11 protein-coding genes are annotated in these 24,909 nt (G+C 70.9%); 7 read left to right on the top strand and 4 right to left on the bottom strand.

From position 1 onward, the window contains the following. The first annotated feature begins 4 nt into the window (after window positions 1-4). Window positions 5-982 carry an NADPH:quinone oxidoreductase family protein gene (locus tag WMF17_RS43175; RefSeq protein ID WP_437599385.1) on the top strand — a complete coding sequence of 326 codons (978 nt, stop codon included), beginning with the start codon at window positions 5-7 and terminating at the stop codon, window positions 980-982. Between the two features lie 48 nt (window positions 983-1,030). On the opposite strand, the gene WMF17_RS43170 is transcribed toward WMF17_RS43175, so the two are convergent. Next, entirely contained in the window at window positions 1,031-3,238 is a 2,208-nt protein-coding gene (locus tag WMF17_RS43170; RefSeq protein ID WP_437599384.1) for a glycoside hydrolase family 3 protein, read from the bottom strand. Between the two features lie 653 nt (window positions 3,239-3,891). Between WMF17_RS43170 and WMF17_RS43165 the strand changes: the two genes are divergently transcribed. Continuing rightward, window positions 3,892-4,056, top strand: a complete 165-nt coding sequence (locus WMF17_RS43165) for a DUF1264 domain-containing protein (RefSeq protein ID WP_437599383.1) — start codon at window positions 3,892-3,894, stop codon at window positions 4,054-4,056. A gap of 103 nt (window positions 4,057-4,159) precedes the next feature. On the opposite strand, the gene WMF17_RS43160 is transcribed toward WMF17_RS43165, so the two are convergent. Next, window positions 4,160-6,085: a fructose-1,6-bisphosphatase gene (locus tag WMF17_RS43160; RefSeq protein ID WP_437604369.1), complete on the bottom strand. Its 1,926-nt coding sequence runs from the start codon at window positions 6,083-6,085 to the stop codon at window positions 4,160-4,162. 167 nt (window positions 6,086-6,252) lie between these two features. Between WMF17_RS43160 and WMF17_RS43155 the strand changes: the two genes are divergently transcribed. From WMF17_RS43155 to WMF17_RS43145, 3 genes are all read left to right on the top strand, one after another. Further along, window positions 6,253-6,969, top strand: coding sequence for a hypothetical protein (locus WMF17_RS43155; RefSeq protein WP_437599382.1), 717 nt, complete (start codon window positions 6,253-6,255; stop codon window positions 6,967-6,969). A 150-nt stretch (window positions 6,970-7,119) separates the two neighbouring features. Beyond that, entirely contained in the window at window positions 7,120-11,205 is a 4,086-nt protein-coding gene (locus WMF17_RS43150; protein ID WP_437646727.1) for a serine/threonine-protein kinase, read from the top strand. A 430-nt stretch (window positions 11,206-11,635) separates the two neighbouring features. Beyond that, window positions 11,636-12,694 carry a helix-hairpin-helix domain-containing protein gene (locus WMF17_RS43145; protein WP_437646725.1) on the top strand — a complete coding sequence of 353 codons (1,059 nt, stop codon included), beginning with the start codon at window positions 11,636-11,638 and terminating at the stop codon, window positions 12,692-12,694. A gap of 155 nt (window positions 12,695-12,849) precedes the next feature. On the opposite strand, the gene WMF17_RS43140 is transcribed toward WMF17_RS43145, so the two are convergent. Continuing rightward, the gene (locus WMF17_RS43140) at window positions 12,850-15,453 is read right to left on the bottom strand and encodes a serine/threonine-protein kinase (protein ID WP_437646723.1); all 2,604 of its coding nucleotides are present in this window, start codon (window positions 15,451-15,453) and stop codon (window positions 12,850-12,852) included. A gap of 677 nt (window positions 15,454-16,130) precedes the next feature. On the opposite strand from WMF17_RS43140, the gene ggt reads away from it, so the two are divergent. Together ggt and WMF17_RS43130 are read left to right on the top strand one after the other, a co-directional pair. Then, window positions 16,131-17,954 (top strand): gamma-glutamyltransferase, encoded by a 1,824-nt coding sequence (ggt, locus tag WMF17_RS43135; RefSeq protein ID WP_437599378.1) that lies wholly within the window; start codon window positions 16,131-16,133, stop codon window positions 17,952-17,954. 635 nt (window positions 17,955-18,589) lie between these two features. Then, window positions 18,590-23,560 (top strand): AAA family ATPase, encoded by a 4,971-nt coding sequence (locus WMF17_RS43130; RefSeq protein ID WP_437646722.1) that lies wholly within the window; start codon window positions 18,590-18,592, stop codon window positions 23,558-23,560. A gap of 121 nt (window positions 23,561-23,681) precedes the next feature. On the opposite strand, the gene WMF17_RS43125 is transcribed toward WMF17_RS43130, so the two are convergent. Beyond that, window positions 23,682-24,683: a terpene synthase family protein gene (locus tag WMF17_RS43125; protein ID WP_437646720.1), complete on the bottom strand. Its 1,002-nt coding sequence runs from the start codon at window positions 24,681-24,683 to the stop codon at window positions 23,682-23,684. Window positions 24,684-24,909: the final 226 nt, after the last annotated feature.

The following is a 24,909-nucleotide window of genomic DNA, read 5'->3' as shown; positions in this document are numbered from 1 at the left end:
CACCATGCACGCCTGGCGCGGACACGCCTTCGGCTCCCCCGAGATCCTCGTCTGGGAAGAGGTGGACGACCCCCCGCTCGCCGAGGGGGAGGTCCGGATCGAGATCGCCGCCTCCGCGATCAACTTCCCCGACGTGCTCTTCACGGCAGGCGCCCATCAGGTCAAGCCGACTCCGCCGTTCATCCCCGGCTTCGAGGTCGCCGGCGTCGTCGTCGAGAGCCGCGAGCCGTCGCTGCGGCCGGGCACCCGCGTGGCCGCGACGCTGCCCGGCTCGGGAGGGTACGCGACCCACGTGATCGCAGGCCCGCGCACGACATACACGCTCCCCGACGGCATGCCGTTCGAGGACGCGGCGGCGCTGACCATCACGTACCAGACAGGCTACCTCGCGCTGCACCGCCGCGCCGGCATCAAGCCCGGCGACACGGTCCTCGTGCACGCCGGCGCAGGCGGCGTCGGCAGCGCGGCGATCCAGCTCGCCAAGGCGGCCGGCGCGACCGTCATCGCGACCGCCGGCGGAAAGGAGAAGGGGGCGGTCTGCCGCGCGCTCGGGGCAGACGTCGCGATCGACTACCGGCACGAGGACTTCGTCGCCCTCGTCAAGGAGCGGACCTCGGGCCGAGGGGCCGATATCATCTTCGACCCCGTCGGCGGAGACGTCTTCGACCAGTCCACCAAGTGCGTCGCCTTCGAGGGCCGCATCCTGGTGATCGGCTTCGCCTCAGGCCGCTTCCCCGCGGCGCGCGCAAACCACCTGCTCGTCAAGAACTACGCGGTCATCGGCGTCTACTGGGGCACCTACAGCCGCGCCGAGCCCGCCGTGACGCGGAGCGCGCAGGACGCGCTCTATGCGATGTATGGAAAGGGCGCGATCAAGCCGCTCGTCTCCGCCGCGCTGCCGATGGCGGACGCGAAGGCCGCCATGACGGCGGTCGCGTCCCGCGCGACCACCGGCAAGGTGGTGCTCACCACGCAGCGATGAGGGGCGCCGCCGCCGCTCGGGCGAGCGGCAGCGGCACGGGGGAAGGGCTCAGTTGCAGGCGGTCCCGGTGGACGTCTCGGCGAGCTTGCCGAGCGTGTCCTGGTCCTTCGTGGTCAGGCCGAAGCCGTAGGGGAACTGCGCCGTCTGGCCGTCGTTGCGGTTGACGAGCTGGCACTCGCTCCCGGGCCAGGAGAACGAGAGCTTGCCCTGGAACTCGTGCGCACCGAACAGCACGTCGGCCACGCCGCCGCCCTCGGAGCCCGGGAGCCACGCCGCCACGAACGCGTCGGAGAGGTTCAGCTCCTTGTTCACGTAGAGCGGGCGGCCCGACAGGAAGACCGTCACGATCGGCAGCGTCGGCGCGGCCGTACGGATGGCCTGGAGCACCTGGAGGTCCTCCGGGTGGAAGCGCGCGTGCTCCAGCGTCTTCGCGTGCTCGATGTTGTCATCGGCGTCCTTCCCGGGCTGGATATCGCCCTTCATCTCCGCGTAGGGGGTCTCGCCGATCACCACGATCGCCGCGTCGAAGCTCCCCGACGAGGCGGCGGCGCCGTTGGCGCTCAGCATCGCCTGGCCGCCGCCCCCGGACACGAGCGCCTGGATCCCCGCATAGATGGACGTGGCGCCCGGGAAGTCGGCGTTCGAGTTGTCCGTGCCCTGCCACGTCCGCGACCACCCGCCGGCCTGGTTCGAGAGGTTGTCCGCAGACTTGCCCGCGACGAGCACCTTCGCAGACGGAGCGAGGGGGAGCACCGAGCCCGCGTTCTTCAGGAGCACGAGCGACTTCCTGACCGCCTCGCGCGCGAGGTCCCGGTGCTCCCTGGCGCCGAGCACCGACTGCTCCCCCGCGAACATCCGCTCCGACGGGGCGCCCTTCGTCTTCTTCGGGCCGAGGAGCCCGGCCCGCATCTTGACGCGCAGGATCCTCGTCACGGCGTCGTCGACCCGCTCCATCTTGATCTGGCCGGACTTCGCCTGGGCGAGGGTGTTCGTGTAGAACGCCTTCCAGGCGGTCGGGACCATGATCATGTCCACACCGGCGTTGATCGAGGCCGCGCACGAGTCGTCCGTGCAGCCGCTCACCTGCCCATGACCGTTCCAGTCGCCGATGACGAAGCCGTCGAAGTGGAACTTGTCCTTCAGCACCCCGGTGAGCAGATCGCCCTTGCCGTGCATCTTGTCGCCGCGCACGCGGTTGTACGACGCCATGACCGTCTGCGCGCCCGCCGGGATGGCGGACATGTACCCCTGACCGTGGATCTCGCACAGCTCGGTGTCGGACCCGAGGTAGTTCCCCTGGTCATCGCCCTTGTCGGTGCCGCCGTCGCCGATGAAATGCTTGGCCGTCGCGATGACGCGCGAAGCACCGAAGAGATCCGGGCTGTTCGCGGCGCCCTGGATGCCTTGCACGACCCGGCCGGCGTAGGCGTTCACGATCTCCGGATCCTCGGAGTAGGCCTCGTACGTGCGGCCCCACCGGTCGTCACGGACTGTCGCGAGCGTCGGCGCGAAGGTCCAGTCGAGCCCCGTGGCGACGACCTCCTTGGCCGTCGCGGCGCCGATGCGCTCGAGCAGCGCGGGCTCGTTCGCCGCGCCCAGGCCGATGTTGTGCGGGAAGAGCGTGGCGCCGCGGACATTGTTGTTCCCGTGCACCGCGTCGATGCCCCAGATGATCGGGATGCCCGCGCGGCCACCGGACGTGTCCACCGAGGCCTTGTAGAAGGCGTCGGCGCGCGCGACCCAGTCCGCCGCCGACGCGCTCTTGCTACCGCCCGGCCAGGAGCCGCCGCCGTTGAGCACGGAGCCGATGTGGTACTGCTTGACCTCTTCCGGCGTGATGTAGCCGATCTCGGCCTGCACCATCTGGCCGACCTTCTCCTCGATGGTCATCCGGCCGAGGAGCTCGGCGACGGCCGCCTCGATGGCCGGATCCTTCGCGATCGCGCTCTCTACCTCGGGCCAGCCGCCGTCGCAGGGCAGGAGACCCACGCTGTCGCCGGCGCCGCTGCCGCCGCCGCCGGTGCTGTCGCCGGCGCCGCTGCCGTTGCCGCCGGTGCTGTCACCCGCGCCGCTGCCGTTGCCGCCGCTGCCGTTGCCGTTGCCGCCGCTGCCGCTGCCGTTGCCGCCGCTGCCGCTGCCGGCGCCCGCTCCGGTCGATGAGCTGCTCGGATTGTCGGACGTGTCGTCCCCGCAGGCGGCCGGCGCGAGAACAACCGCCGCCGCCATGATCCATGTCGAATACCGTGTGAGGCGCATAGGTGCTCCCCTCTCTATGTCAATGAGATGTAAGGATGGGCTCTGAGGTGAACCGTGACAGTCAAGCAAAGCGTCGATCGGGATGAGCCCCGCGCGCCGTTCGCCCGCGAACGAATCGAGCAGGACGGCCGATAACAGGCCTCGTGCTCGGAGGCCCGGAGGTCACCCCCTGCTCCAGGCCGGTCGCCACGCGATGGGTGTAAGACAACATAAGACAGAATGGGAATGTTCTAATCCATGACTCCACCCGCACGCAAGCCCCCCTCACGCCGCGAACGAGGGATCGATCGCCGCTTCGATGCGCGCGGCGCGCGTCGGCGCCGCGGCCGGCGCGGCGATGAATTCGATCCTGGCGCGGCCCTCGCGGCGCGCCGGGATGACACGGCGCGTCCTGGAACGCCCACCCGTTAACCATAGTCCGAGTCGCGCGGCAAGTTGCAAACGGGATGGCGCAGCGCGGTAATTCACCCGTGGCAGAACGCCACAACCGACGCAGGAGGGCCACGGCCTGCCCCGCGATCCGGCGGGAAGAGCGTTTTTCGAGATCCTCGAGAAGGGCGCAGAAGCACTCCAGGATCCGAGCCCCGTGCGAGCGATCGACCACTACCCGGACGGATTCCACGTGATGAAGGAGAACCCGGACCATCGCATGGATGGCCCATCACGATTGCAAAGGGATCAATGAAGAGTTCACGCAGTGTGTGATCTTCGACGGGAACACGAAGGACGCGCACCTCATCGGGGTCGAGTACCTCCTCATCCAAGTCGATGTCCGAGGGCCTGCCCGAGGACGAGAAGAAGCTCTGGCCCCCGCATAATGACGAGCTCCTCTCAGGAGAGCTGAGGAGCTCGTCCTCGAGCAGTGGATCATGGACGGCCAGCTCCCGTGACCCGGCGCGGCGGCAACCGCCGCGCCTCGCCTCACCTCGGCTGCTCCAGGAGCGCACCGTCTCGATACGCCACGATGAGCCGCTCCAGGATCTCGATCTCCCGCACCAGCTCCTCCCCCTTCTCGGTATCCCCCACCCGGCGCTCGACCTCGTAGGCCTCCACATCCGAGATCTCGGGGATGATGTCCTCCCCCGCCTCCACCGCCTGCTCGACCGACGTGAAGTGGTGGTGCTGCGCCAGCCGCACCCCGCTCGCCTCGAGCACGAGCGTGTACCCCTTGTCGCCGTAGGCCTCCGAGAACGCCCCGTCGATCGTCACCGCGCGGTGCGACGCCTTGATCGGCGACTCCCCCTGCTCGACCCGCACCGGCACATGCCCGTTCACGATGAGCCCGCGCTCCTCGTCCAGCCCAAACTCGCGGCACACCCGGCCGCAGAAGCCGGCGTCGTGGATCAGGTGGAAATACGGGTTCTTCGTCTCCTTGTGCGTCCTCGCGTCGGCCACGAAATAGGACTCGAACGTCGTCATCCGGTCCTTGCCGAACATGGGCGAGAGCGGGCCGGTCCAGAGGTACCAGAGCAGGTCGACGTCCTCCTGCGCGCCCGCCCGGAAAGCCCGGCGCACCACGCGCTCCAGCGCGTCGAACAGCGCCCTGCCGCGACGAGGCTCGCCGTCGACCACGAACGGGAGAAGCGCGCCCTCGCCGTCCACCGGGACACAGCCGTGAAAGATGAGCGCCCGATCGCGCCGGAGCCACGTCGTCCCCTGCTGCACCATCCAGCGCATCCGGCGCGACAGGACAGGGCTCTTCACGAAGGACTCCTTGAGCAGCGCGATGCACGACGCCTCCTCCGGCGTGAGCGCGTACGGATCGGCGAAATCGACGGTCGGAAAGCGCGTGTCGAGGAGCGGGTACACCTCGCCATCGATCGACACCGTCCCCGCGCGCGGGTCGATGCGGTGAAGCAAGCACCGGTGATCGAGGGCAAGCTCCGGGCGCCGCCGGCAGAGCTGGCCCTCCAGCTTGAACTGCAGGACCGCCATCGCCTTCTGCATCCGCGCCATGAGGAGCGCGTCGCGCAGCCCGTCGCCCCGCACCGCGAAGCGCTCCGCCGGGTCGTCGGCATAGACGGTGCGCGCGAGCCGGTCGATCGGGGCGACCGGGATGCCGAAGCCCTCCTCGAGCTGCTCGAGGCGCCCGTACCGGAGCGAGAGGCGGACCACGGTGGCGATGAGCGCCTCGTGGCCGAGGCTGGCGCCCATCCAGCTCACGTCGTGGTTGCCCCACGCGACCCGCGCGCGCGGCTGGCGCATCAGGTACTCGAGCACCTTGTCCAGCCGGGGACCGCGATCGCCGAGATCGCCCGCCACGACGAGCTCGAAGACCGTCAGATTCCGGATGACGCGCGCCGTGGCGCGCAGGATCTCGATCTCGCGACAATGGTGCACGAACGGGTCGATGAGCGCGTCGAGGTAGCCGCCCTCGCCGAGAGCGGCGCGCGCCGAGACGAGCTCGCGGAGCAGGCCGCGCATGTCGTCCGGGAACGCTTGCTCCACCTGGCGAAGCGTGTAGCGCAGCGACAGCTCGCGGATGACCTCGACCTCGCGCGCGAGCGTCCAGAGCAGGAAGGCCCGCCGCTCCGCCTCGCCGCCGGCCGCGACCCGCGCGTAGCTCTCGCGAGGATAGTAGATGACCGAGAGCAGCGCGCGCTTCTCGCCCGCCGTGAGCCGGTCGCCGAAGACCCGCTCGACAAGCGGCCGCAGGCTCCCCGAGGCGTTGTTGATGATGTGCTTCAGCTTCCTGTGCTCGCCGTGGACGTCGCTGACCACGTGCACCGTCCCCTTCGGAAGCGACAGGATCGCCCGCAGGTGGCCGATCTCGGAGAGCGCGGCCTCGGTCGTCGGATACCGGGCCGCGAGGGCGCGGAGGAGGGGCAGCTCCCGCGTGTCGAGCATGACGCCCCAGCATAGAGCAAAGGCGCCGGCCGGCACGTCAGGCGAGCGCGCGGGAGGCGACGCGACATGCTCGTTGGATCCGAGGTTGACGATCGGCGTTCCCGTCAGGACAGCTCCGTAGACGTCGAGCAGCTCGAGCTCGCGCGGGCGCGCGGCGGGCACGGTTGATGAAGGCCACCGCGGCTGTGCAATGCTCGCTCTCTCCCGGACCGGAGGCGCCCGCGGCGCCGCGCACGGGCGAGGCGGCGCGCTCCGGCCGGGCGGCCGCGGCCGCGCTGCTCGCCTCCCTCCTGCTCGCCCCGGGGTGCGTCCGTGAGGCCGCGAAGGAGGCGACCCGCGGCACGCTCGAGGCGCTCGACCGCAGCGCGCAGGACCGGGCCGCGCCCGCCGGAGGATCGGGCGAGGAGCGGGCCGAGGGCGCGCGGGAACGCGAGCGGCCGCTCGTCGGGGCCATCGTCCACGACGCGGTCCGGGCAGGCGCGGCGGAGATCGGGCGGCAGGCAGAGAGCCTGGAGCCGGTGATCGCGCAGACGAGCGAGGCGGTGAGCAGCGCCGTGGTCCAGGGCGCCCTCCAGCACGACCGGGCGCTCGTCACCCTCGTCGAGCAGGGCTCGGGCGCGGCGGCGAGGGCGGTGGCGCGTGAGGGGACGGCGCAGCTCGTGGAGCAGCTCGCAGGCTGCCCCGCCGACGACCCGGGCTGCTCGAGCGCCGCGATCGAGCGCGCGAGCCGCGCCGCCGCCACGGGGTTCGCGGACGGCCTGGGGAGGGCGATCCAGCCCTGGGTCATCGGCCTCGCCTTCGGCGGGGGGTTCCTGCTCGCCGCGCTGATCGCCGTCGCCATCGCGGCCGTCGCGCGGCGGCACGAGCGCACCGCCGCGCACTGACGCGGGCGCCCACGGGCGAGCGCCCGCGGCGTCGCTGCCGACCGGGCGTCGGTCCGGAGGGCGCGGCCTCGCGCGCTGCGCCGGGATGGCCCGCGGGGGCGGGGCGCCGCGGCGCTTCGCGCGGTCCAGGCGGCATGGTACGCGCGGGCGATGACGCCGGGGGAACGGATCGCCGATCGCTTCGAGATCGAGCGCCAGACGGGCGCCGGCGGTATGGGCGCCATCTACCGCGCCGTCGACCTCGGGACCGGCGCGCCGGTGGCGGTGAAGATCCTCCACCACGGCCAGGAGGCCGACCTCGCGCGCTTCGCCCGCGAGGCGAGGATCCTCGACCAGCTCAAGGACCCGGCGGTCGTCCGGTACATCGCGCACGGGATCACCGGGGGCTCGCGCCCGTACCTCGTGATGGAGTGGCTCGAGGGCGAGGACCTCGCCGCCCACCTCGCCCGCGCCGAGCTCGGGCTCGCCGAGAGCCTCGCGCTGGTCCGGCGCATGGCCGGCGCGCTCGCCGCGATGCACGCGCTCGGGGTCGTGCACCGCGACATCAAGCCGAGCAACATCTTTCTCTGCGAGGGGCGCGTCGAGCTGGCGAGGCTCATCGACTTCGGCATCGCCCGGCCGCAGGCCGCCGCGGCGGTCGTCACGCGCACGAACGCCACCGTGGGCACGCTCGGCTACATGGCCCCGGAGCAGGCGCGCGGGAGCGCCGACCTCGACGCGCGCGCCGACGTGTTCTCCCTCGGGTGCGTGCTCTTCGAGTGCCTCGCGGGCCAACCGGCCTACGCGGGGGACAACCCGATGGCGGTGCTGGCGAAGCTGCTGCTCGCGTCGCCCCCGCGGGTGCGCGACGAGCGGCCCGACGTGCCCGACGCGCTCGACGTCCTCGTCGAGCGCATGCTGAGCCGGGAGCCCGCGCGGCGCCCCGCGGACGGCGCGGCGCTCCTGGCCGAGCTCGCGGCGATGAGCCCGCTCAGCCCGGAGCAGAGCGCGCTCCGGGCGCTCGAGAGCCGCGCGCAGCCGGCGCTGACCGCGGGCGAGCAGCGGTTCCTGTCGGTGCTGCTCGCGGGCGCCGAGGACGGCGAGGAGGCCGCCGGGGCGGCGGCGCCTGACGGGGCGGCGGCGCAGCGCGCGGTCGCCAAGATCCAGGAGGCTCCAGAGCTCCGCCGACCCGCGGTGGACCCGTCGACGTGGACGCTCGTCGCCGAGGTGCCGAGGGTCGCGGCGCCGGACGGCAAGGAGCCCGCGCTGCGCGCCCTGGTCGCGGCGCACGGCGGGGAGGTCGAGCGCCTCGCCGACCGGACGTGGATGGTGACCTTCCTGGGCGCGCCCCGGAGCGCAGGCCCGGGCGCGCAGGAGGGCCAGCGGCTCCCCAGCACCGGCGGGGCCGCGATGGACCACGCCGGCCAGGCGGCCCGCTGCGCGCTCGCCATGAGGGCGCTCCTGCCGGGCGCGCCGATCGCGCTCGCGACGGGGCGCGGCCGGGTGCGCGGCCGGTCGTCCGCGGGCGAGGCGATCGACCGCGCCGCCGGGCTCGTCGACGACGCGCGGCGGGCCCGCGCGGCGGGCGAGGCGGCCCCGGCGATCCGCGTCGATGCGCTGACGGCGGGGCTGCTCGAGGGCCGCTTCGTTGTCGAGGGCGCGGCGGCCGGGGGGCTGCTCCGGGCCGAGCGGGAGGCGCCCGAGGCGGCGCGCACCCTGCTCGGCAAGCGGACGCCCTGCGTGGGGCGGGACCGCGAGCTGCGCGCCCTCGAGGACCTCTTCGACGAGTGCGTCGACCAGCCGGCCGCCCGCGCCGTCCTCGTGACCGCGGGCGCGGGCATCGGGAAGTCGCGGCTGCGCAAGGAGCTCGAGGATCGCGTGGGGCGCGCGGAGCATCGCGGCGCACCGGTCGAGATCTGGCTCGGCCGCGGCGAGCCGATGCGGTCGGGCGCGCCGTTCGGGCTGCTCGGGCAGGTCCTCCGGAAGAGCGCGCGGATCCAGGACGGCGAGCCGCTCGAGGCGCGGCGGCAGAAGCTCAAGGACCGCGTGGCGCGCCACGTGGCCGAGGCGGAACGCGGCCGCGTGGCCGAGTTCCTCGGGGCGATGGTGGGGACGCCGTTCCCGGACGACGAGAGCGTGCAGCTCCGCGCCGCGCGGCGCGATCCGGTGCTGATGGGCGACCAGCTACGCCGCGCCTTCGTCGACTTCCTCGACGCCGAGTGCCGGGCGCAGCCGGTGCTGCTGCTGCTCGAGGACCTGCACTGGGGCGACCAGCCGTCGCTGGATCACGTCGGCGCGGCGCTCCGGCTGCTCGCGGACCGGCCGCTGCTCGTGGTGGGCTTCGCCAGGCCCGAGGTCGACGAGCTCTCCCCGCGGCTCTGGGCCGACGCCGAGGCCACGACGATGCGCCTCGGCGCGCTGCCGCCGAAGGCGTGCGAGCGGCTCGTGCGCGGCGCGCTCGGCGCGGCGGCGGACGAGGCCACGGTGGCGCGCGTGGTGGCGCGCGCCGCGGGGAACGCGTTCTTCCTGGAGGAGCTCGTGCGCGCCGTGGCCGAGGGGCGCGGCGATCACCTGCCCGACACGGTGCTCGCGATGGTGCAGTCGCGGCTCGAGGGGCTCGCGCCCGAGGAGCGGCGGGTGCTGCGCGCGGCGTCGGTGCTCGGCCAGGTGTTCTGGCGGGGCGCGGTCCAGACGCTGCTCGGCGGGGAGGATCGCGCCCCCGCGCTCGACGCGTGGCTGTCGGGCCTCGCGGCGCGCGAGTGGATCGCGCGCCGCCCCGAGTCGGCCCTGAAGGGCGAGGCCGAGTACGCCTTTCGCCACGCGCTCGTGCGCGAGGCCGCCTACGACATGCTCACCGACGAGGATCGCGCGCTCGGCCACCGGCTCGCGGGCGGCTGGCTCGAGGCCGCGGGCGAGCACGACGCCTCGGTGCTGGCCGAGCACTTCGAGCGCGGCGGGGAGCTCGGCCGGGCGGCGGCGTGCTACGTGCGGGCGGCGGAGCAGGCGCTCTCGGGCAACGATCTCGGCGGGGTGATCCGGTCGGCGGACCGCGCGATCCGCTGCGGCGCGGCCGGCGAGCCGCTCGGGGCGGTGTCGCTCGCGCGGGCCGAGGCGCACCGGTTCCGCGGCGAGCTCGAGGACGCGGCGCTCTGGGCGGCCGAGGCGCAGGCGCTGCTGCGCGAGGGGAGCCCGGGCTGGTACGCGGGGCTGAAGGTGGCGATGACGGCCACGCTCAAGCTGAACCGGCCGGAGCGGCTCACGTCGGCGCTCGCGGCGCTGGTCGCGCGCTGGTCGGACGATGCGCCCGAGCCGGCGCAGGTCGCCGCGGTGGCGTGGGCGGCGGCGCTGCTGTTCCTCGCGGGCCGGTACGCCGACGCCGGCTCGCTGATGGCGCGGGTGGAGCGGGTCGCGGATCGGTTCGCGGCGGACCCTCCGATCGCCGGCACGATCGCGTGGAGCGGCGCGGCGGCGGCGCTGTTCGTGGAGGGGGATCTCAACCGGCATCGGGCGCGGCTGGAGGAGGCGATCGCGTGCTTCGACCGGTGCGGGGATCTGCGGGGCGCGTGCGGGCAGCGCGCGAACGCGGGCTTCGCGTGCAACGAGCTCGGCGCGTACGGCGAGGCGGCGGCGCTGTTGCGGGTGTCGCTCGCGGACGCCGAGCGGATGGGGTTGCGCAACATCGCGGCCTCGGCGCGGCAGAACCTCGGCGTGGCGCTGGCGCGGCTCGGCGAGCTCGCCGAGGCGCGCGCGGTGCAGGCCGAGGCGGTGCGGTCGTTCGCGGCGATGCGGGAGCCGCGGATGGAGGGTGCGTCGCGCGCGTACCTGGCGGGCGCCCTGCATGCGGCCGGCGACCTTGCGGGCGCCGAGGAGGAGGCGCGCCGCGCGGTCGGGATGCTGGAGCTCGCGAGGCCGCTCTTGCCGTACGCGCTCGCGACGCTCGCCGACGTCCTGCTCGCGGCCGGGAGGCGCGGCGAGGCGCTCGCGGAAGCGCGCCGGGCGGCGGAGATCCTGAGCGAGATCGGCCAGCTGGAAGAGGGCGAGGCGCTGGTGCGGGTGGTCCACGCCGAGGCGCTCTGGGCGGCCGGCGACCGGGAGGGGGCGCGGTCGGCGCTGGCGGAGGCGGAGGCGCGGCTCGGGGAGCGAGCGGGGAAGATCGCGGATCCGGCGTGGCGAGCGAGCTTCGTGGAGCGGGTGCCGGAGCACGCGCGGACGGCGGCGCTGCGGAGGGCGTGGGATGCGGGCGCGCGAGGAGCCTGAGAGCGCGGCGCCCTGGCCGGGAGTCAGCCGGCATCGTGGCGGGGACCGAGCGGCGCAGCCCCCATCGATGCTGGTCGGAATGTGCGCTCGCACCGGCAACATCACGCAGCACCCATCGAGACTCTCCACGCACGACGCGATGAATCGATACTTGATCGACACTTGATCGACACTTGATTGCACGCCAGAACAAAAAAATCCGTCAACGGCGCCAGCCGGCGAATCGGCAGACGCGCTCGATCCGCTCAGGATTCATGCGCCGCAAGGATGCCTCACCCGTTCAAACCCAGCGTCGGACCTGGAGATCTCGGACGGTGCCGAAGCGTGTCTCTGGTCCGTGGCGGCTGGTACCACTACTCGAACGGAGAGGTGTGCGTATTCATCGGCCCAAAACGGTATCGATTTTTCGAGGTTCCACCTCGATGAACCGATGGGCTCCCTCGACAGCCGCTCCGACGATGCGCTTCTCCGGACATCAGTCCAGCGGCGAGCCGCCAGGCTTGTCGCCGTTCACGTCTCCACATCCATCGCATCAGGATGGTTCGAGCGCGTCGAGGAGCTGTGGCAACGGCTCGCCGATAGCCGCCTCGCCTGGTCGGCCGAGGCGTGCAGCGCTGAAGCGCGACGCTCGATCGAGCGCAGCGCTGGATTGGCAGTCACGCCAGCTTTCGGCGGGCTTCCGTCGGCGCTACAAACAGCCGGGGGAGGCTCGACCATGACCAAGGCATCGCGCACACCGCGCATCGACCTGAACACGGCAACGAAAAAAGAGCTCTTGATGATCGAGGGCATCGACGGCGAGCGGGCTCGACTCATCATCGAGCACCGGACCGAGCGCGGTCCCATCCGGAGCTGGGAGGACCTGCACCACGTGCCGGGCATCGACGACGCGCTGCTCGACAAGCTCCAGCGCGGCAGCTCGCTGGGCGGCGCGGCCGAGCCCTCGGCGGAGGCCGCCGCCGGAGAAGCGGCCGAGGCGGCGGCAGGCTCCGCGAAGAGGCCACGCTCCTCGGGAGGCGGCGAGCTCGGCGACCCATCGGGCCTGGAGCAGATCATGGGGTTGATCCTGCTCGACAGGGCGGCCGCCGAGGCGTACCGCCTCGCGATCGACGTGTGCAAGACGCCGGAGATCAAGAAGCAGCTCGAAGGGTTCCGGGCAGATCACGAGCGGCACGAGCGCGAGCTCCTGGACGAGCTCGGCGCCGCGCCGACCGACGAGCCCGACGATCGTGGCCAGTGCATTCGCCGCTATACCGAGCTGTCGGCGCGCGAGGAGCGGACGGCGCTCGTCGCCATGCGCGCCAACGAGGAGCTCACGAACGACGCCTATGCCTCCGCGCTCACGAGCGATCTGCCGGACGAGGTCCGGCGGATGGTGGAGGCGAACTGGCAGGACGAGCGGCGCCATATCCGCTGGATCAACGAGGAGATCCGGACGCGCGGCTGGGAGCTCCCGGAGGTGCCGTCGACGCTGGCCGAGGCCGCCTGAGCGCGACGCCCCGGTGAGAGCGGCTCGCGGCGGAGCAGCGCCAGCAGAAGGCGCGGCTCGCGGCCGCGGAGAGGGAGCGGGATCAGGCGAGCCGCGACGCAGCGCGGGCTGCCAGGAGGAGCCGCGCCGTCCGAGCACCGCTCCCCGGCACCGAGCTACCGCTTCTTTCGCGCCTTCGGTGGGGCGGTTGGCTTGATATCGATGGTCGTGGCCCCCTGGCAGGGCACCTGCGCCGTCACACCTGCGCTGGACCACTCGGGGAACTTCGTCTTCCCGGGGCGGCCGACGCGCACGAAGAAGCGGCCGCAGCGCACCGTCAGCGGCACGTTGACATCCCCCGCGAACTTGCCCGTCACGTAGACGCTCCCCGGCTCGGGGAAACCCACCTTGAGCACGCCCTGCCCCTTGGGCAGCGTGGCGGGGTTGACCCCTGCCTTCGCCGCGGCCTCTTTCGCCGCCGCGGCCTCCTTCGCCGCCGCGGCTTCCTTCGCCGCCGCGGCCTCCTTCGCTGCGGCCTCCTTGGCCGCCGCGGCCTCCTTCGCCGCCAGCTCCTTCGCCGCCGCGGCCTCCTTCGCCGCCAGCTCCTTCGCCGCCGCGGCCTCCTTCGCCGCCAGCTCCTTCGCCGCCGCGGCCTCCTTCGTCGCCAGCTCCTTCGCCGCCGCGGCCTCCTTCGCCGCCAGCTCCTTCGCCGCCGCGGCCTCCTTCGCCGTCAGTTCCTTGGCCGCCGCGGCCTCCTTCGCCGCCAGCTCCTTCGCGGAAGGCGCCTTCGGGCTCGGGGGCCGCTTCACGGAGGGCGGCGCGCTCGGCGCCGGCGCCGCCGTGGTGGCGACGGGCTCGACGATCTGCGTCGCCTGCTCCGCCGACGCAGCGGCGGCCGGCGCGGGCCGCTCCCGCCGCGCGACGTAGATCCAGAGCGCCGCCACCACCGTCGCCGTGATCGCCGAGACCGCGATCGTCCCGACCGGCGACAGCGAGCGCGGCGCCTGCCACGCCAGCGTGGGCGAGCGCTGGCGCCGCATCGGCGCGCCCGCCGGCGACGACTCCGCCGAGGGGCCGTTCAGGACCGCCGCGCTCGGGTACGGCACCCCGCCGGGCGGCGTCAGGCCCGAGGAGCCGTCCATGGGCACCGTCACCCCGGACGGCGTCAGGCCCGTCGTGCCCATGGGCACCGTCACCCCGGACGGCGTCACCGGCGAGCCGGACGGCGGCTTCGGCGGCGGCGGCGCGAAGAACGGCGGCGTGAGATCCGCCGGAAGCGCCGGCGGCGGGCCGAAGCGGATCGCCTCCGGGATCGCGGAGATCGACGGCTCGAAGCGGACCGACACGGCGCCGGTGCCCGGGATCGTCGCGTCGTCCTCCTCGAACAGCGGCTCGACCTCGGGCAGCGTCGCCGGCCCCCCTCCCGGCGGCACCTCCTCGGCCGCCGCCGCGTCGCGCTCCGCCGCGCGCCTCGACGCCTCGTACAGCCGGCCGAACGTCTCGCGATCGGGCAGCGCGGGCTTCCGCCCCTCGACGCCCTTCAGCCCCTCGCCCCTCAGCACGACCGGGGTAGGCGGCGCATGGTTCGCCGGCACCGGGATCGTGATCGGATCGGGCCCCGACGCGCGGGTCGTCGCCCTGCCGTCCTGCCGCGCAGACCCCGCCAGCGCCTCGGACGCCGCCGCCGAGGGAGGCGCGGTCTTCGCCTGCGCGCCGCCGGGCCGCAGCCTCGCGGCCGCGCCGTCCCTCGCGGCCTGATCCTTCGCGAAGAGATCCTTCGCGAGCCGCCTCGCCGCGTCGGCCGCGGGCCTCGCGGTCTGCCCGCCCTTGCCCTTGACCGGGATCGTCGGCCGCCGGTCCTCCTCGGGATCCGCGTCCTCGATCTCGATCGTCGCGTGCGCGGACTGCACGCGCGTCACGAGCTCGGCCTTCCCCTTCTCCGGACGGGCGACCTTCGCGAGCGCCTGCTCGATCTCCTGAGAGGTGATCTTCCGATCGTCCGGCGACGGCGCCAGGGCCGTGTCGAGCAGCGCCACGATCGGGCGCGGGATCTCGGGGCGGATCGACGCGATGCCGGGCGGCCTTGTGCCGTCCGCCGACGGCCGCCGCCCCGAGAGCAGCGACCAGAGCAGGAGCCCCACGCCGTAGATATCCGCCTTGACCGTGACGCGCTCGGCGCGCACCTGCTCGGGGGCCATGTAGCCCGGCGCCCCCTTCACCACGCCCGCGATCGTGTCCGGCGTGCGCCCGAGGATCTTGCCGATGCCGAAGCCGGTCAGGCGCACCTGCCCGTCCCACCCGATCACGATGTTCTCCGGGTGGAGGTTGCGATGAATGACCGGCGTGGGGCTGCCGTGCTCGTCGGTCGCGCCGTGCGCGTGCGAGAGCGCGGCGGCGATGCAGTGGACCAGGTAGTAGACCGCCGCGTCGGCGAGCTTCTGCTGCCGCGCCGCGAGGTGCTGGAGCAGCCGATTGAGGTTTACGCCCTCGACGTGCTCGAGCACGAGCACGAGCCGGCCGGCGTGCTCGAAGAAGTCGAACATCCGCACGATGGCCGGGTGGTTCATCGAGGCGCAGATCGACGCCTCGCGGGCAAGCTCGTCGGCGAACCGCGGATCGCCCTCGGCCGTATTCGGGACGAGCTTCAGCACGCAGACGCGGCGAAACCCCAGCGGGCCGTCCAGCCGCCCGAGATAGACGCTGGTGGGCCCAGAACCGGCCAGGCGCCGGAGGATCTTGTAGGCCCCAATCGTCTCGGGAGCGGGCTCCGTCGGAAACATCCGGGGCCGATCATACCCAAGCGCGGCGAAGCCCCCAAGCCAACGACCAACACGGAACACTTCGCGGCGCCGAGAGGCGTCTCCGGGCGCCTCGGTAAGGCGCCCTGCTCCACGCGCCCTGTACGGTGCGTTGCTCTCCGGCTCGCCGGAGAGCGGTACGGCCGATCAGCAGAAACCCGAACAGCTGTGACGGATTACGGAGCACGGGGCGCCGCGCGGCCCCGCCAAGGGCCCGAGGGCTGCGCGCCCCCCGGCGCCGCGCGGCCCCGCCAAGCGCCGGCGCCGCGCGGCCCCGCCAAGCGCCGGCGCGCTGAAGATACGACGCCTGATCCGTCGGCGCGCGAGCGAGCGCGGTGGAGAAGTCGCGCGCGACCGCGATCACGCGACCGCCCGACACGCTCCCCGGGCCCGCGATCCGCGACGGCGACGGGCGAGCCCGGATCGCGCCGCGCCCCGGAAGCCGCGCCGGCGGAAGCGGCCTCCGGTCGCGCTCGCGCGGCTGCGGATCGGGATCGCTTTCGCCTGGAGAGCGCTCACATGGAGGCGAGAAGGCTGTAAAACATGAAAATCATTGGTCTTTTCTTCCCGCCTTCCCGCCTTCGGGCCCGGATCCGATCACCGCGCGGCCGCGCCTCCGTCCTTCGAGCGGCGCTGGGCCTGGGTTATAAGCCGCCGCGATGAAGCTCCGCGCCTTGCATCGGCTGCTCGCCGTCGTCCTCCTCGCCGGCTGCGAGGCCGCCGTCCCGCCGCCGCCGCCCGCGCCGCCGCCGCCCCCGTCGCCGAGCGCCTCCGCCTCGGCGCCCGCGCCCGCGCCCGCGCCGGCCGCGCCGGTCTCGCGGTTCCCGGCCGGGTGGCCTTACCCCGAGGGCGCGCCGCCGGTGCGGGGCCCGTCGATGGTCTCCAGCGACGCCGCGCTCGCCACGAAGGTGGGCGCGGACGTCCTCTCCTCGGGCGGCAACGCGGTCGACGCGGCGGTCGCGACGGCGTTCGCGCTCGCCGTCGTGCACCCGACGGCCGGCAACCTCGGCGGCGGCGGGTTCATGGTCGCGCGCCTCGGGGACAAGGAGCACGCGCTCGATTTCCGCGAGACCGCGCCGGCCAGGGCGACCCACGACATGTACCGGGGCAAGGACGGCAAGCCCACGGAGAGCTCCCGCGTCGGCCACCTCGCGGTCGGCGTGCCCGGCAGCGTGGCGGGGCTCTGGGAGGCGTACGACAAGCTCGGCTCCAAGAAGAAGACCTGGGCCGAGCTCATCGCGCCGTCGATCCGGCTCGCGAGGGAGGGCTTCCCGGTCGACGAGAACTTCGCGACCACGGTCAAGGCGGCGTCGAGCAAGCTCGCGCGCTTCCCGGCCTCGGTCGCGCTGTTCCTGCCGGGCGGCGCGCCCATCCAGGTCGGCGTGACGTGGAAGTCGCCCGAGCTCGCGACGACGCTCGAGCGCATCGCCGAGAAGGGGCCCGCCGGCTTCTACGAGGGCAAGACCGCCGAGCTCCTCGTCGCCGAGATGCGGCGCGGCAAGGGCCTCATCACGGCCGCGGACCTCAAGGGCTACAAGGCGAAGTGGCGCGAGCCGGTCGTGTTCGAGTACCGCGGACGCCGCGTCGTCTCGATGCCGCTCCCCTCGTCGGGCGGCCTCGCCCTCGCGATGATCGCGCACCAGCTCGACGGGCTCGACCTCGCGAAGCTCGGCTGGCACTCGCCGTCGCACGTGCACGTTGTCGCCGAGGTGATGCGGCGCGTCTTCATCGCGCGCAACGAGATCCTCGGTGATCCCGACTTCGTGAAGAACCCGGTCGAGGAGCTGCTCTCGGTCGCGTGGGCGGAGAAGCAGCGCGCCACGATCGCGCCGGACCGCGCGACGCCGACCGACGCGCTCACCGGCGGCGCGGCCGCCAAGGACTCGGGCGGCCGCGGCCCGCACACGACGCACTTCTCGGTGGTCGACGCGCAGGGCAACGCCGTCGCGCTGACGACGACGCTGAACGGCTGGTACGGCGCGGGGGTGACGGTGACGGGCGCGGGCTTCGTGCTGAACAACGAGATGGACGACTTCGCCGCCGTGCCCGGCACCGCGAACCAGTTCGGCCTCGTGCAGGGGGAGGCCAACTCCATCGCGCCCGGCAAGCGCATGCTCTCGTCGATGTCGCCCACGATCGTGTCGGGGAAGGACGGGCGCGTGGAGCTCGTGCTCGGCGCCGCGGGCGGCCCGACGATCCTCACCGCGGTCTTCCAGATCCTCTCCAACGTGGTCGATTTCGGCTTCGACGTGACCACGGCGGTCAACGCGCCGCGCTTCCACCACCAGGACTACCCCGACAAGCTGTTCGCCGAGAAGGGCGGCTTCCCCGACGAGCTGAAGAGCGCGCTCGGCGCGATGGGCCACACCCTCGACGAGCGCGGGCACATCGCCGACGCGCCGGCGATCGGCCGCGAGGGCGCCGCGTTCGCGGGCGCGCGGGAGCCGCGGCGGCCGGGCTCCGAGGCGGCGGCCGGGAAGTAGCACGGCTGCAGGAAGTCGCCCCGGACCGGTAGAAAGGCCGCCAAGGCCGCCAAAGGAGAGGGGAAGGGCCGTCCCGGTATCTCCCCTCCTGTTCAATGGCCTGTCGACGCGCGAGCTCGCCGCAAACATCAGGACCTTCCCTACGGAATTCCGTCCACCCTGGTGTATCGCGCCGATCCTGGCACCGCGGGTGTGCCCAATGCATCGAGGCTCTCGCATTGTGTGAAGCCGTCATCGCGTGAAGCGCAACGGCGTCGAGCGCGCTGTCGCTGCGGAGTGCCGTGCGCCCGCACCACGAGGACACGCAGGCGTTGCATTCGCTCCAGGCGCTCGAACCGAGTCGCGCGCCGCTGTCGTGACGCGCGGCGTCTCGACGGCGGCGCCACGTGAGAGCGCACGATCCGTGCGGTAGAGAACCGGCGGTTCGACCTTGACACAACGCGCTCGTTTGGATTGCTTACGGTGATGCGTCCCACCGAGCATGGTCGCTCCTCCGGCGGGTCGCGCGTGCTTCCGACGACGCAGCCGATCTCAGCGCCCCCGAGGCGCTGCCGTGTCCCCGGGGCCTGCCTCTCGATACCGACCGACCCGCCGCGCCCAATCGATCGCCTCAATCATCCCAGGGGGTAGCTGTCATGGTGGAACTACTGAATCACGAGCTGCTTGACACGCTGCACGATGGCGCGCGCAGCAGCGTCTACCTCGGCCGGAAGAAGAGCACGGGCGAGATGTGCGTCATCAAGGTCGCCCGCAAGGGTGTCAATGGCACCCGCAACGTCGCGATCCTGAAGCGCCAGTACGAGATCACGCGGAACCTCGATCTGGAGGGGGTCGTCAAGGTCTACGACCTCGAGGTCCGCCTCGATTACGCCGCGCTCATCATGGAGTACTTCGCGGGTCGCTCGCTGCGCGCGGTCATCGACGAGCGCGGCAATGGTCAGGGCGTCGGGCTCGTGCGGTCGGTCAGGATAGCGCTCCAGCTCGCGGACACGCTCGGGGCCATCCACGAGCGGAACATCATCCACAAGGACATCAAGCCCAGCAACATCATCGTCGACAGCGATGTGACCACGTCGAAGCTCACGGACTTCTCCATCGCCTCGCTCCTGCCGGGGGAGCGCGCGGCGGTGGTCGACCCGTGGACGGCCGGCGAGGGCACGCTGCAGTACATCTCGCCCGAGCAAACGGGCCGGATGAACCGCTCGATCGACTTTCGCACGGACTATTATTCGCTCGGCGTCACGCTCTACGAGCTCACGACGAGGCGCCTCCCCTTCGAGACGACGGATCCGCTGGAGCTCGTGCACCATCACATCGCGAAGACGCCCGTCGCGCCGCGCCTGATCCGGCCGGAGATCCCGGAGGCGCTCTCCGGGGTCATCATGAAGCTGCTCTCGAAGACCGCGGAGGAGCGGTATCAGAGCACCTTCGGCCTCAAGGCGGATCTCAGGGTCTGCCTCGACATGCTCGAGCACGGCGCGCCCGCGCTGGACTTCGTGCCCGGGAGGAAGGACAGGCCCACGCGGCTCCAGGTATCGCAGCGGCTCTACGGCCGGCAGGAGGAGGTCGACACGCTCCTCTCGGCGTTCGGGAGCATCAGCAGCGGAGGGCCGGGCGCGGCCGAGGGCGGCCAGTCGGAGCTCGTCCTCGTGGCCGGCTACTCCGGCGTGGGCAAGTCGGCGGTCGTGAGCGAGATCCACAAGCCGATCGCGAAGCAGGGGGGTTACTTCGCCGCCGGCAAGTTCGACCAGTTCACGCGCAACGTCCCGTATTCGGCCGTGATCGCCGCGCTGCGGGAGATCGTCCGGCAGATCCTCACGGAGAGCAAGGAGGAGCTCGCCGACTGGAGGGCGAGGATCCTCGCGGCGGTCGCCCCGAACGGCCGGGTCATCGCCGAGGTGATCCCGGAGATCGAGCTCATCGTCGGCGAGCAGCCGCCCGTCCCGGCCCTGGGCTCGATGGAGACGCGGAACCGGTTCAACCTGACGTTCCGGAACTTCATCGGCGAGATCGCGCTGAAGACGCGGGCGCTCGTGCTGTTCCTCGACGATCTCCAGTGGGCCGACACGGGCTCATTGAACCTCATCAGCGTCCTCCTGGAGGACGCCGACATCCGCCACCTGCTGCTGCTCGGGTCGTACCGGGACAACGAGGTGGACGACGCGCACCCGCTCATGATGATGCTGAGCGCGCTCCGGGGGAGCGAGGCGCGCGTGCGCACGGTCACGATGAGGCCGCTCGCGCCCGAGCACGTGAACCAGCTCGTGTCCGACACGCTCGGCGCGCCTCCGGGGGAGTGTCGCCCGCTCTCGGACATCATCTTCGCGAAGACGGCCGGCAATCCGTTCTTCACGATCCAGTACCTCGAGAGCGTCTCCCGCGACGGTCACCTGCGCTTCAGCTCGGAGACGGGCGCCTGGCAGTGGAGCCTCGCCGACATCGAGCGGATGGACGTCGCGGACAACGTCGTCGAGCTGATGGTCCGGCGGATCCGGGGCCTGGGCGCGTCGACGCAGCGGGTGCTGAAGCTCGCCGCGTGCATCGGCAACCAGTTCGATCTGAAGATCCTCGCCCTCATCCACCGCGAGGACCGGCGCACCACCGACGAGGACATCTGGCATGCGCTGGACGCGGGGCTCGTCGTGCCCATCGACGACGACTACAAGCTCGCGCGCTTCCTCGACGACGAGGACGGGGGCTCGATCAGGCTCAAGTTCCTGCACGACCGCGTGCAGCAGGCGGCCTACAAGCTGCTCACGGAGCTGGAGCAGGAGAGGATCCACCTCGAGCTCGGGCGGCTCCTGATCAGCGAGACGCCGATCGAGTCGATCGAGGAGCGGATCTACGACATCGTGATGCACCTCAACATGGGGGCGCCGCTGATCGTGAACCGGCAGGAGCGCTGCGAGGCGGCGCTGCTCAACCTGAAGGCCGGCCAGAAGGCCAGGCGCTCCACGGCCTACGACCCCGGGGTGCAGTGCCTCCGCGCAGCGGCGGCCTTCTTGCCGGAGGACGCGTGGGAGACGAACCACGATCTGTCGCTCGCGGTGTACACGGACCTCGTCGAGCTCGAGTACCTGACGATCAACTTCGAGCGCGCGGAAGCGTGCGCGAAGATCGTCGAAGAGCGAGCCAGGGACGTGCTCGAGAAGATCCGGGTCTACGAGACGCGTATCCAGTTCTACATATCGCAGAGCCGGATGCAGGACGCCATCGACGTCGCCTTGAGCGTGCTCGCGATGCTCGAGGTTCCGCTGTCCGAGGCACCGCCGGCCGACGTCGACGTGTCCCGCCTTGCGCACCTGCCCCGGATCTCGAACAAGCGGATGCAGGCGGCGCTCCGGATCATGACGACCGTCAATCCGGCCGTGTACCTCGCCAGGCCGGACTTGCTGCCGACGAACGCGTTCACGATGGTCGACCTCTGCGTGAGGCATGGCAACTCGCCTCTCGCCGCGTTCGCTTACTCGATCTATGGCGTCATACAGTGCCTCATGAACAACACCGACCAGGCCTTCGAGCTCGGTCGGCTCGCGATAAACCTGGCGCACACCTTCGGCGCCGTTGAGCTGGAATCCAGGATTCATGCCACCGTGCATGTCCTCATTCACCACTGGAAGCGGCATCTGCGGGAGACGCTGGATCCTCTGCTCCACGCCGTCCAGATCGGCTTGGAGACGGGGGACATCGAGTACGCTGCATATGGCTCGATATTCCACTCGACACATTCCTTCTTCGCCGGCGAGGACCTTGCGACGACCGAGCTGCGGATGAAGAACTCGGTAGAGCTGTCTTTGAAGCTCAACAACCAGTACTCGCTGTATCAATGCAGAATCTGGAAGCAGCTCGTTCACAGCCTCCGGGACCCATCAGCCGCCAAGCTGGGGCTTGTCGGGGATAGCTTCGACGAGACGACGATGCTTCCATGCCTGGGCCAGAGCAGGACATCCATCATGTCACTGCACCTCGCAAAAGGCATCCTGCTGTACTACTTCGGCAACGCGCAGCAGGCGTACACTTGCCTTCTCGCCGGCGAGCAGTACGAGGACGCCGTTGTGGGCATGGTGGCCGACCTCGAGTACAAGTTCTACCACTCGCTCGCGATCCTCGCCGCGCTCGATCACCTACCGGACGGCGAGCGAGAGGCCGCGCTCTCCAGGGTCGACGCATACCAGCGACGGCTCGAGCTCTGGGCTCGATCTGCGCCCGACAACATCCAGCACAAGTACGACCTCGTGAGCGCCGAGCTCGCGCGCGTGAAGCAGACGATGCTCGAGGCGATGGACCTTTACGACCGTGCGATCGAAGGCGCTCGGAAGTATGGATACATGCAAGAAGAGGCGCTGGCGTGCGAGCTGGCGTCGTCGTTCTACCGAAAGATGGGCCGGCGCGAGATCTCTCAGCACTATATGACGCTGGCCTATCGCGGTTATGCGCTGTGGGGTGCGGACGCGAAGTGCCAGAGCCTCGTCTCCACGTTCCCTCAGCTCATCCTGGAGGGGACGCCCGACCAGCGGACGTCGATCACGACGACGTCCACCCACGACGCCGCCGCCCTCGATCTGCTCAGCGCCATCAAGGCGTCGCAAGCCGTGGCGAGCGAGATCGTCCTGGAGAGGCTGCTGGAGAACCTGATGACGATCGTGCTGGAGAACGTCGGTGCACAGTCCGGCGTGCTGACCTTGGCGCGCGGCGATGCGCTCTTCGTGGAGGCAGAAGGGACCGTCGAGCCGAAGCAGGTCAGCGTCCTCAAAGGCGCTCTTGTGAGCTCATTCAGCAAAGCACCAATCACGCTGATAAGCTATGTACAGCGCACGCTGAAGAGCGTGCTCCTGGACAACGCCGCGGATGACGCCAGGTTCTCTGTCGATCCATACATCCGAGAGCGGCGGCCGAAGTCGCTCATGTGCACACCGATCGTGCGCCAAGGCCGGCTGGTCGGCGTGCTCTATCTCGAGAACAATCTCTCGACCGGGGTCTTCACGAAAGATCGCTTGGAGCTCCTGGGGCTCATCTCGACCCAAATTGCGATCTCCATCGAGAACGCCAAGCTGTACGAGGGGCTCGAGCGGGAGGTCGCCGCGCGTACCGACGAGCTTCGAGTCTCCAACGAGCAGCTCCGCTCCGTCAACGCCAGGCTACAGCTGGAGCTGGCCGAGCGCGCCCGCCTGCAGGAGGAGCGAGTCCTGATGCAAGAGGAGATCATCCAGACGCAGCGGGCTCGGCTCTTCGAGCTGTCGACGCCATTCATCCCGATTACCGATGAGATCATGGTCATGCCGATCATCGGAACGATCGATGACAAACGGGCGGCGCAGATGCTCGAGACGGCGATGGAGGGCGTCGCGGCCAGCTCCGCGAAGGTTGTGATCATCGACGTGACCGGGGTCAGGAGCCTGGACACGAGCGTGGCGAGCCGGCTGATGAGCCTGGCGAAGGCGGTGGGGTTGCTCGGGAGCAAGGCGATCCTGACCGGGCTCCGCCCTGCGGTGGCACAGAGCTTGGTCGCGCTCGGCGTCGATCTGGGCCTGATAGAGACGCGAGCCAATCTCAAGGCAGGCATCGCATACGCCATGAAGCGAACTGCGGCCAGGCTGTACGCATGAAGCTCACGAACGCATCGCGGCCGACGGCATGCTGGAACGAGCGGTCGCCGCGTCCCTCCCTTCGGTGTTGCCGCTCCCGCTTGCAGCCCGAGACCTCGCCTCCCGAACGGTTCACCATCCCTCACCCGGCGTGCGCGACGAGACCTCCGAGCTCGGCGTAGCGGAGCGCCGCGAGCGCCCAGCGCTGATGACCGGCGATCATGGCATCGGTCGCGTCGAGGTACTGGCGGATCCCGGCGGACGACCACGACGAAAGCACCTTCTCTTTGACGCTTTGGTACTCTGCGACGCGATCGTCGTGCATGCGTCTGAGCCGCGCGATGGCCTGTTCCAGAGTAAGCCCGTCGTTACTCCGAAGGACGACGATCAGGTTGTGCACCTCGCCCGATCTCAACTCCTTGTCGAGCGAGAAGTAATCGTTGGTCCAGCAGAGGATATCGTTACAGATCTCGCGGATGCTTTGCAGGAGCGGGTGCTGGACGACCTCTAGAGGAAGCGGCTGTTCGAGCAGCAGCTCGATCAGATCACAGTATGGATATACCGCCCCGCTGTAACGTCGCATCATGATGTACTCGGCGACTTCTGGGACCCTTTGCTGCTGGCGATTGTTTGCTTCCCAGAGGTTGGCCTCATAGTAATATTGAAAATGCGAGAGCCAGCGGTTCAGCAGGAAGTGTGGATGATCCATGCGAATGCGGTCACGGATGTTGATCAACCCGCGCGTCAGTGGATCGTCGGTGTCCGCTTCGATGTACCCGAACAGCTCGCCCAGGTACCTCTCGTTGAGCTTCGCGACTGCTTGAGGGTCCGCGCTGAGCCTCCCCTCATCGTACGCGTCGTCCAGGAGGAACAGCACGGCAGTGAAGTCAGACGCCAGCTGCAAAGTCTGCAGGTTGGCCGACGGGAATACCCAAGCAGCCAGATATGCGACGTTCGCCGCCTTGATGCGCGAGAGCGCACGCTTATCGGTCGCGAGGCGTAGCCGACGAACCCATTGCGATGTACATCGCTCGACGGCGTCCGCGTCGACGTGAAGTGACGCGGCGAACGGGTACTCGAAGTAGTCAGATTCATTTTTGCTGACGACAATGCTGCTTCGATCAGACGACATCATGAACTCCATCACAAATCGTGGTCCTCCTGCTCGCGGCATCGAGCATAGTGCGGCGCCCCACGGTGCATAAAGAAAAGATGTTGGTGGTGGATTCTACGGTGCTAACATGTCGCGCCTGCTGCGGCTGGGAACGCGGTCGCGCCCTCGCGAGCAACTCAAGGCCAATCTCGAAATCGGGATTTTGCGTCGAGATGGCAACACAGCAGTGCCGCGTCATCTGCTAGATGAGGCCCCT

The sequence above is a fragment of the Sorangium sp. So ce362 genome (assembly GCF_051519845.1).
In the GTDB taxonomy this organism is placed as follows: domain Bacteria; phylum Myxococcota_A; class Polyangia; order Polyangiales; family Polyangiaceae; genus Sorangium.
Note: the sequence above shows the minus strand (reverse complement) of the source record. Positions and strands in the feature narration are given on the sequence as shown.

What these genes read in the sequence shown, in the direction of transcription:
- WMF17_RS43155 (WP_437599382.1), top strand. Translation starts at nt 6,253, where the DNA reads ATGAAGGCCACCGCGGCTGTGCAATGCTCGCTCTCTCCCGGACCGGAG.
- ggt (WP_437599378.1), top strand. Translation starts at nt 16,131, where the DNA reads ATGAAGCTCCGCGCCTTGCATCGGCTGCTCGCCGTCGTCCTCCTCGCC.
- WMF17_RS43165 (WP_437599383.1), top strand. Translation starts at nt 3,892, where the DNA reads ATGGCCCATCACGATTGCAAAGGGATCAATGAAGAGTTCACGCAGTGT.
- WMF17_RS43150 (WP_437646727.1), top strand. Translation starts at nt 7,120, where the DNA reads ATGACGCCGGGGGAACGGATCGCCGATCGCTTCGAGATCGAGCGCCAG.
- WMF17_RS43160 (WP_437604369.1), bottom strand. Translation starts at nt 6,085, where the DNA reads ATGCTCGACACGCGGGAGCTGCCCCTCCTCCGCGCCCTCGCGGCCCGG.
- WMF17_RS43175 (WP_437599385.1), top strand. Translation starts at nt 5, where the DNA reads ATGCACGCCTGGCGCGGACACGCCTTCGGCTCCCCCGAGATCCTCGTC.
- WMF17_RS43125 (WP_437646720.1), bottom strand. Translation starts at nt 24,683, where the DNA reads ATGGAGTTCATGATGTCGTCTGATCGAAGCAGCATTGTCGTCAGCAAA.
- WMF17_RS43130 (WP_437646722.1), top strand. Translation starts at nt 18,590, where the DNA reads ATGGTGGAACTACTGAATCACGAGCTGCTTGACACGCTGCACGATGGC.
- WMF17_RS43145 (WP_437646725.1), top strand. Translation starts at nt 11,636, where the DNA reads ATGGGCTCCCTCGACAGCCGCTCCGACGATGCGCTTCTCCGGACATCA.
- WMF17_RS43140 (WP_437646723.1), bottom strand. Translation starts at nt 15,453, where the DNA reads ATGTTTCCGACGGAGCCCGCTCCCGAGACGATTGGGGCCTACAAGATC.
- WMF17_RS43170 (WP_437599384.1), bottom strand. Translation starts at nt 3,238, where the DNA reads ATGCGCCTCACACGGTATTCGACATGGATCATGGCGGCGGCGGTTGTT.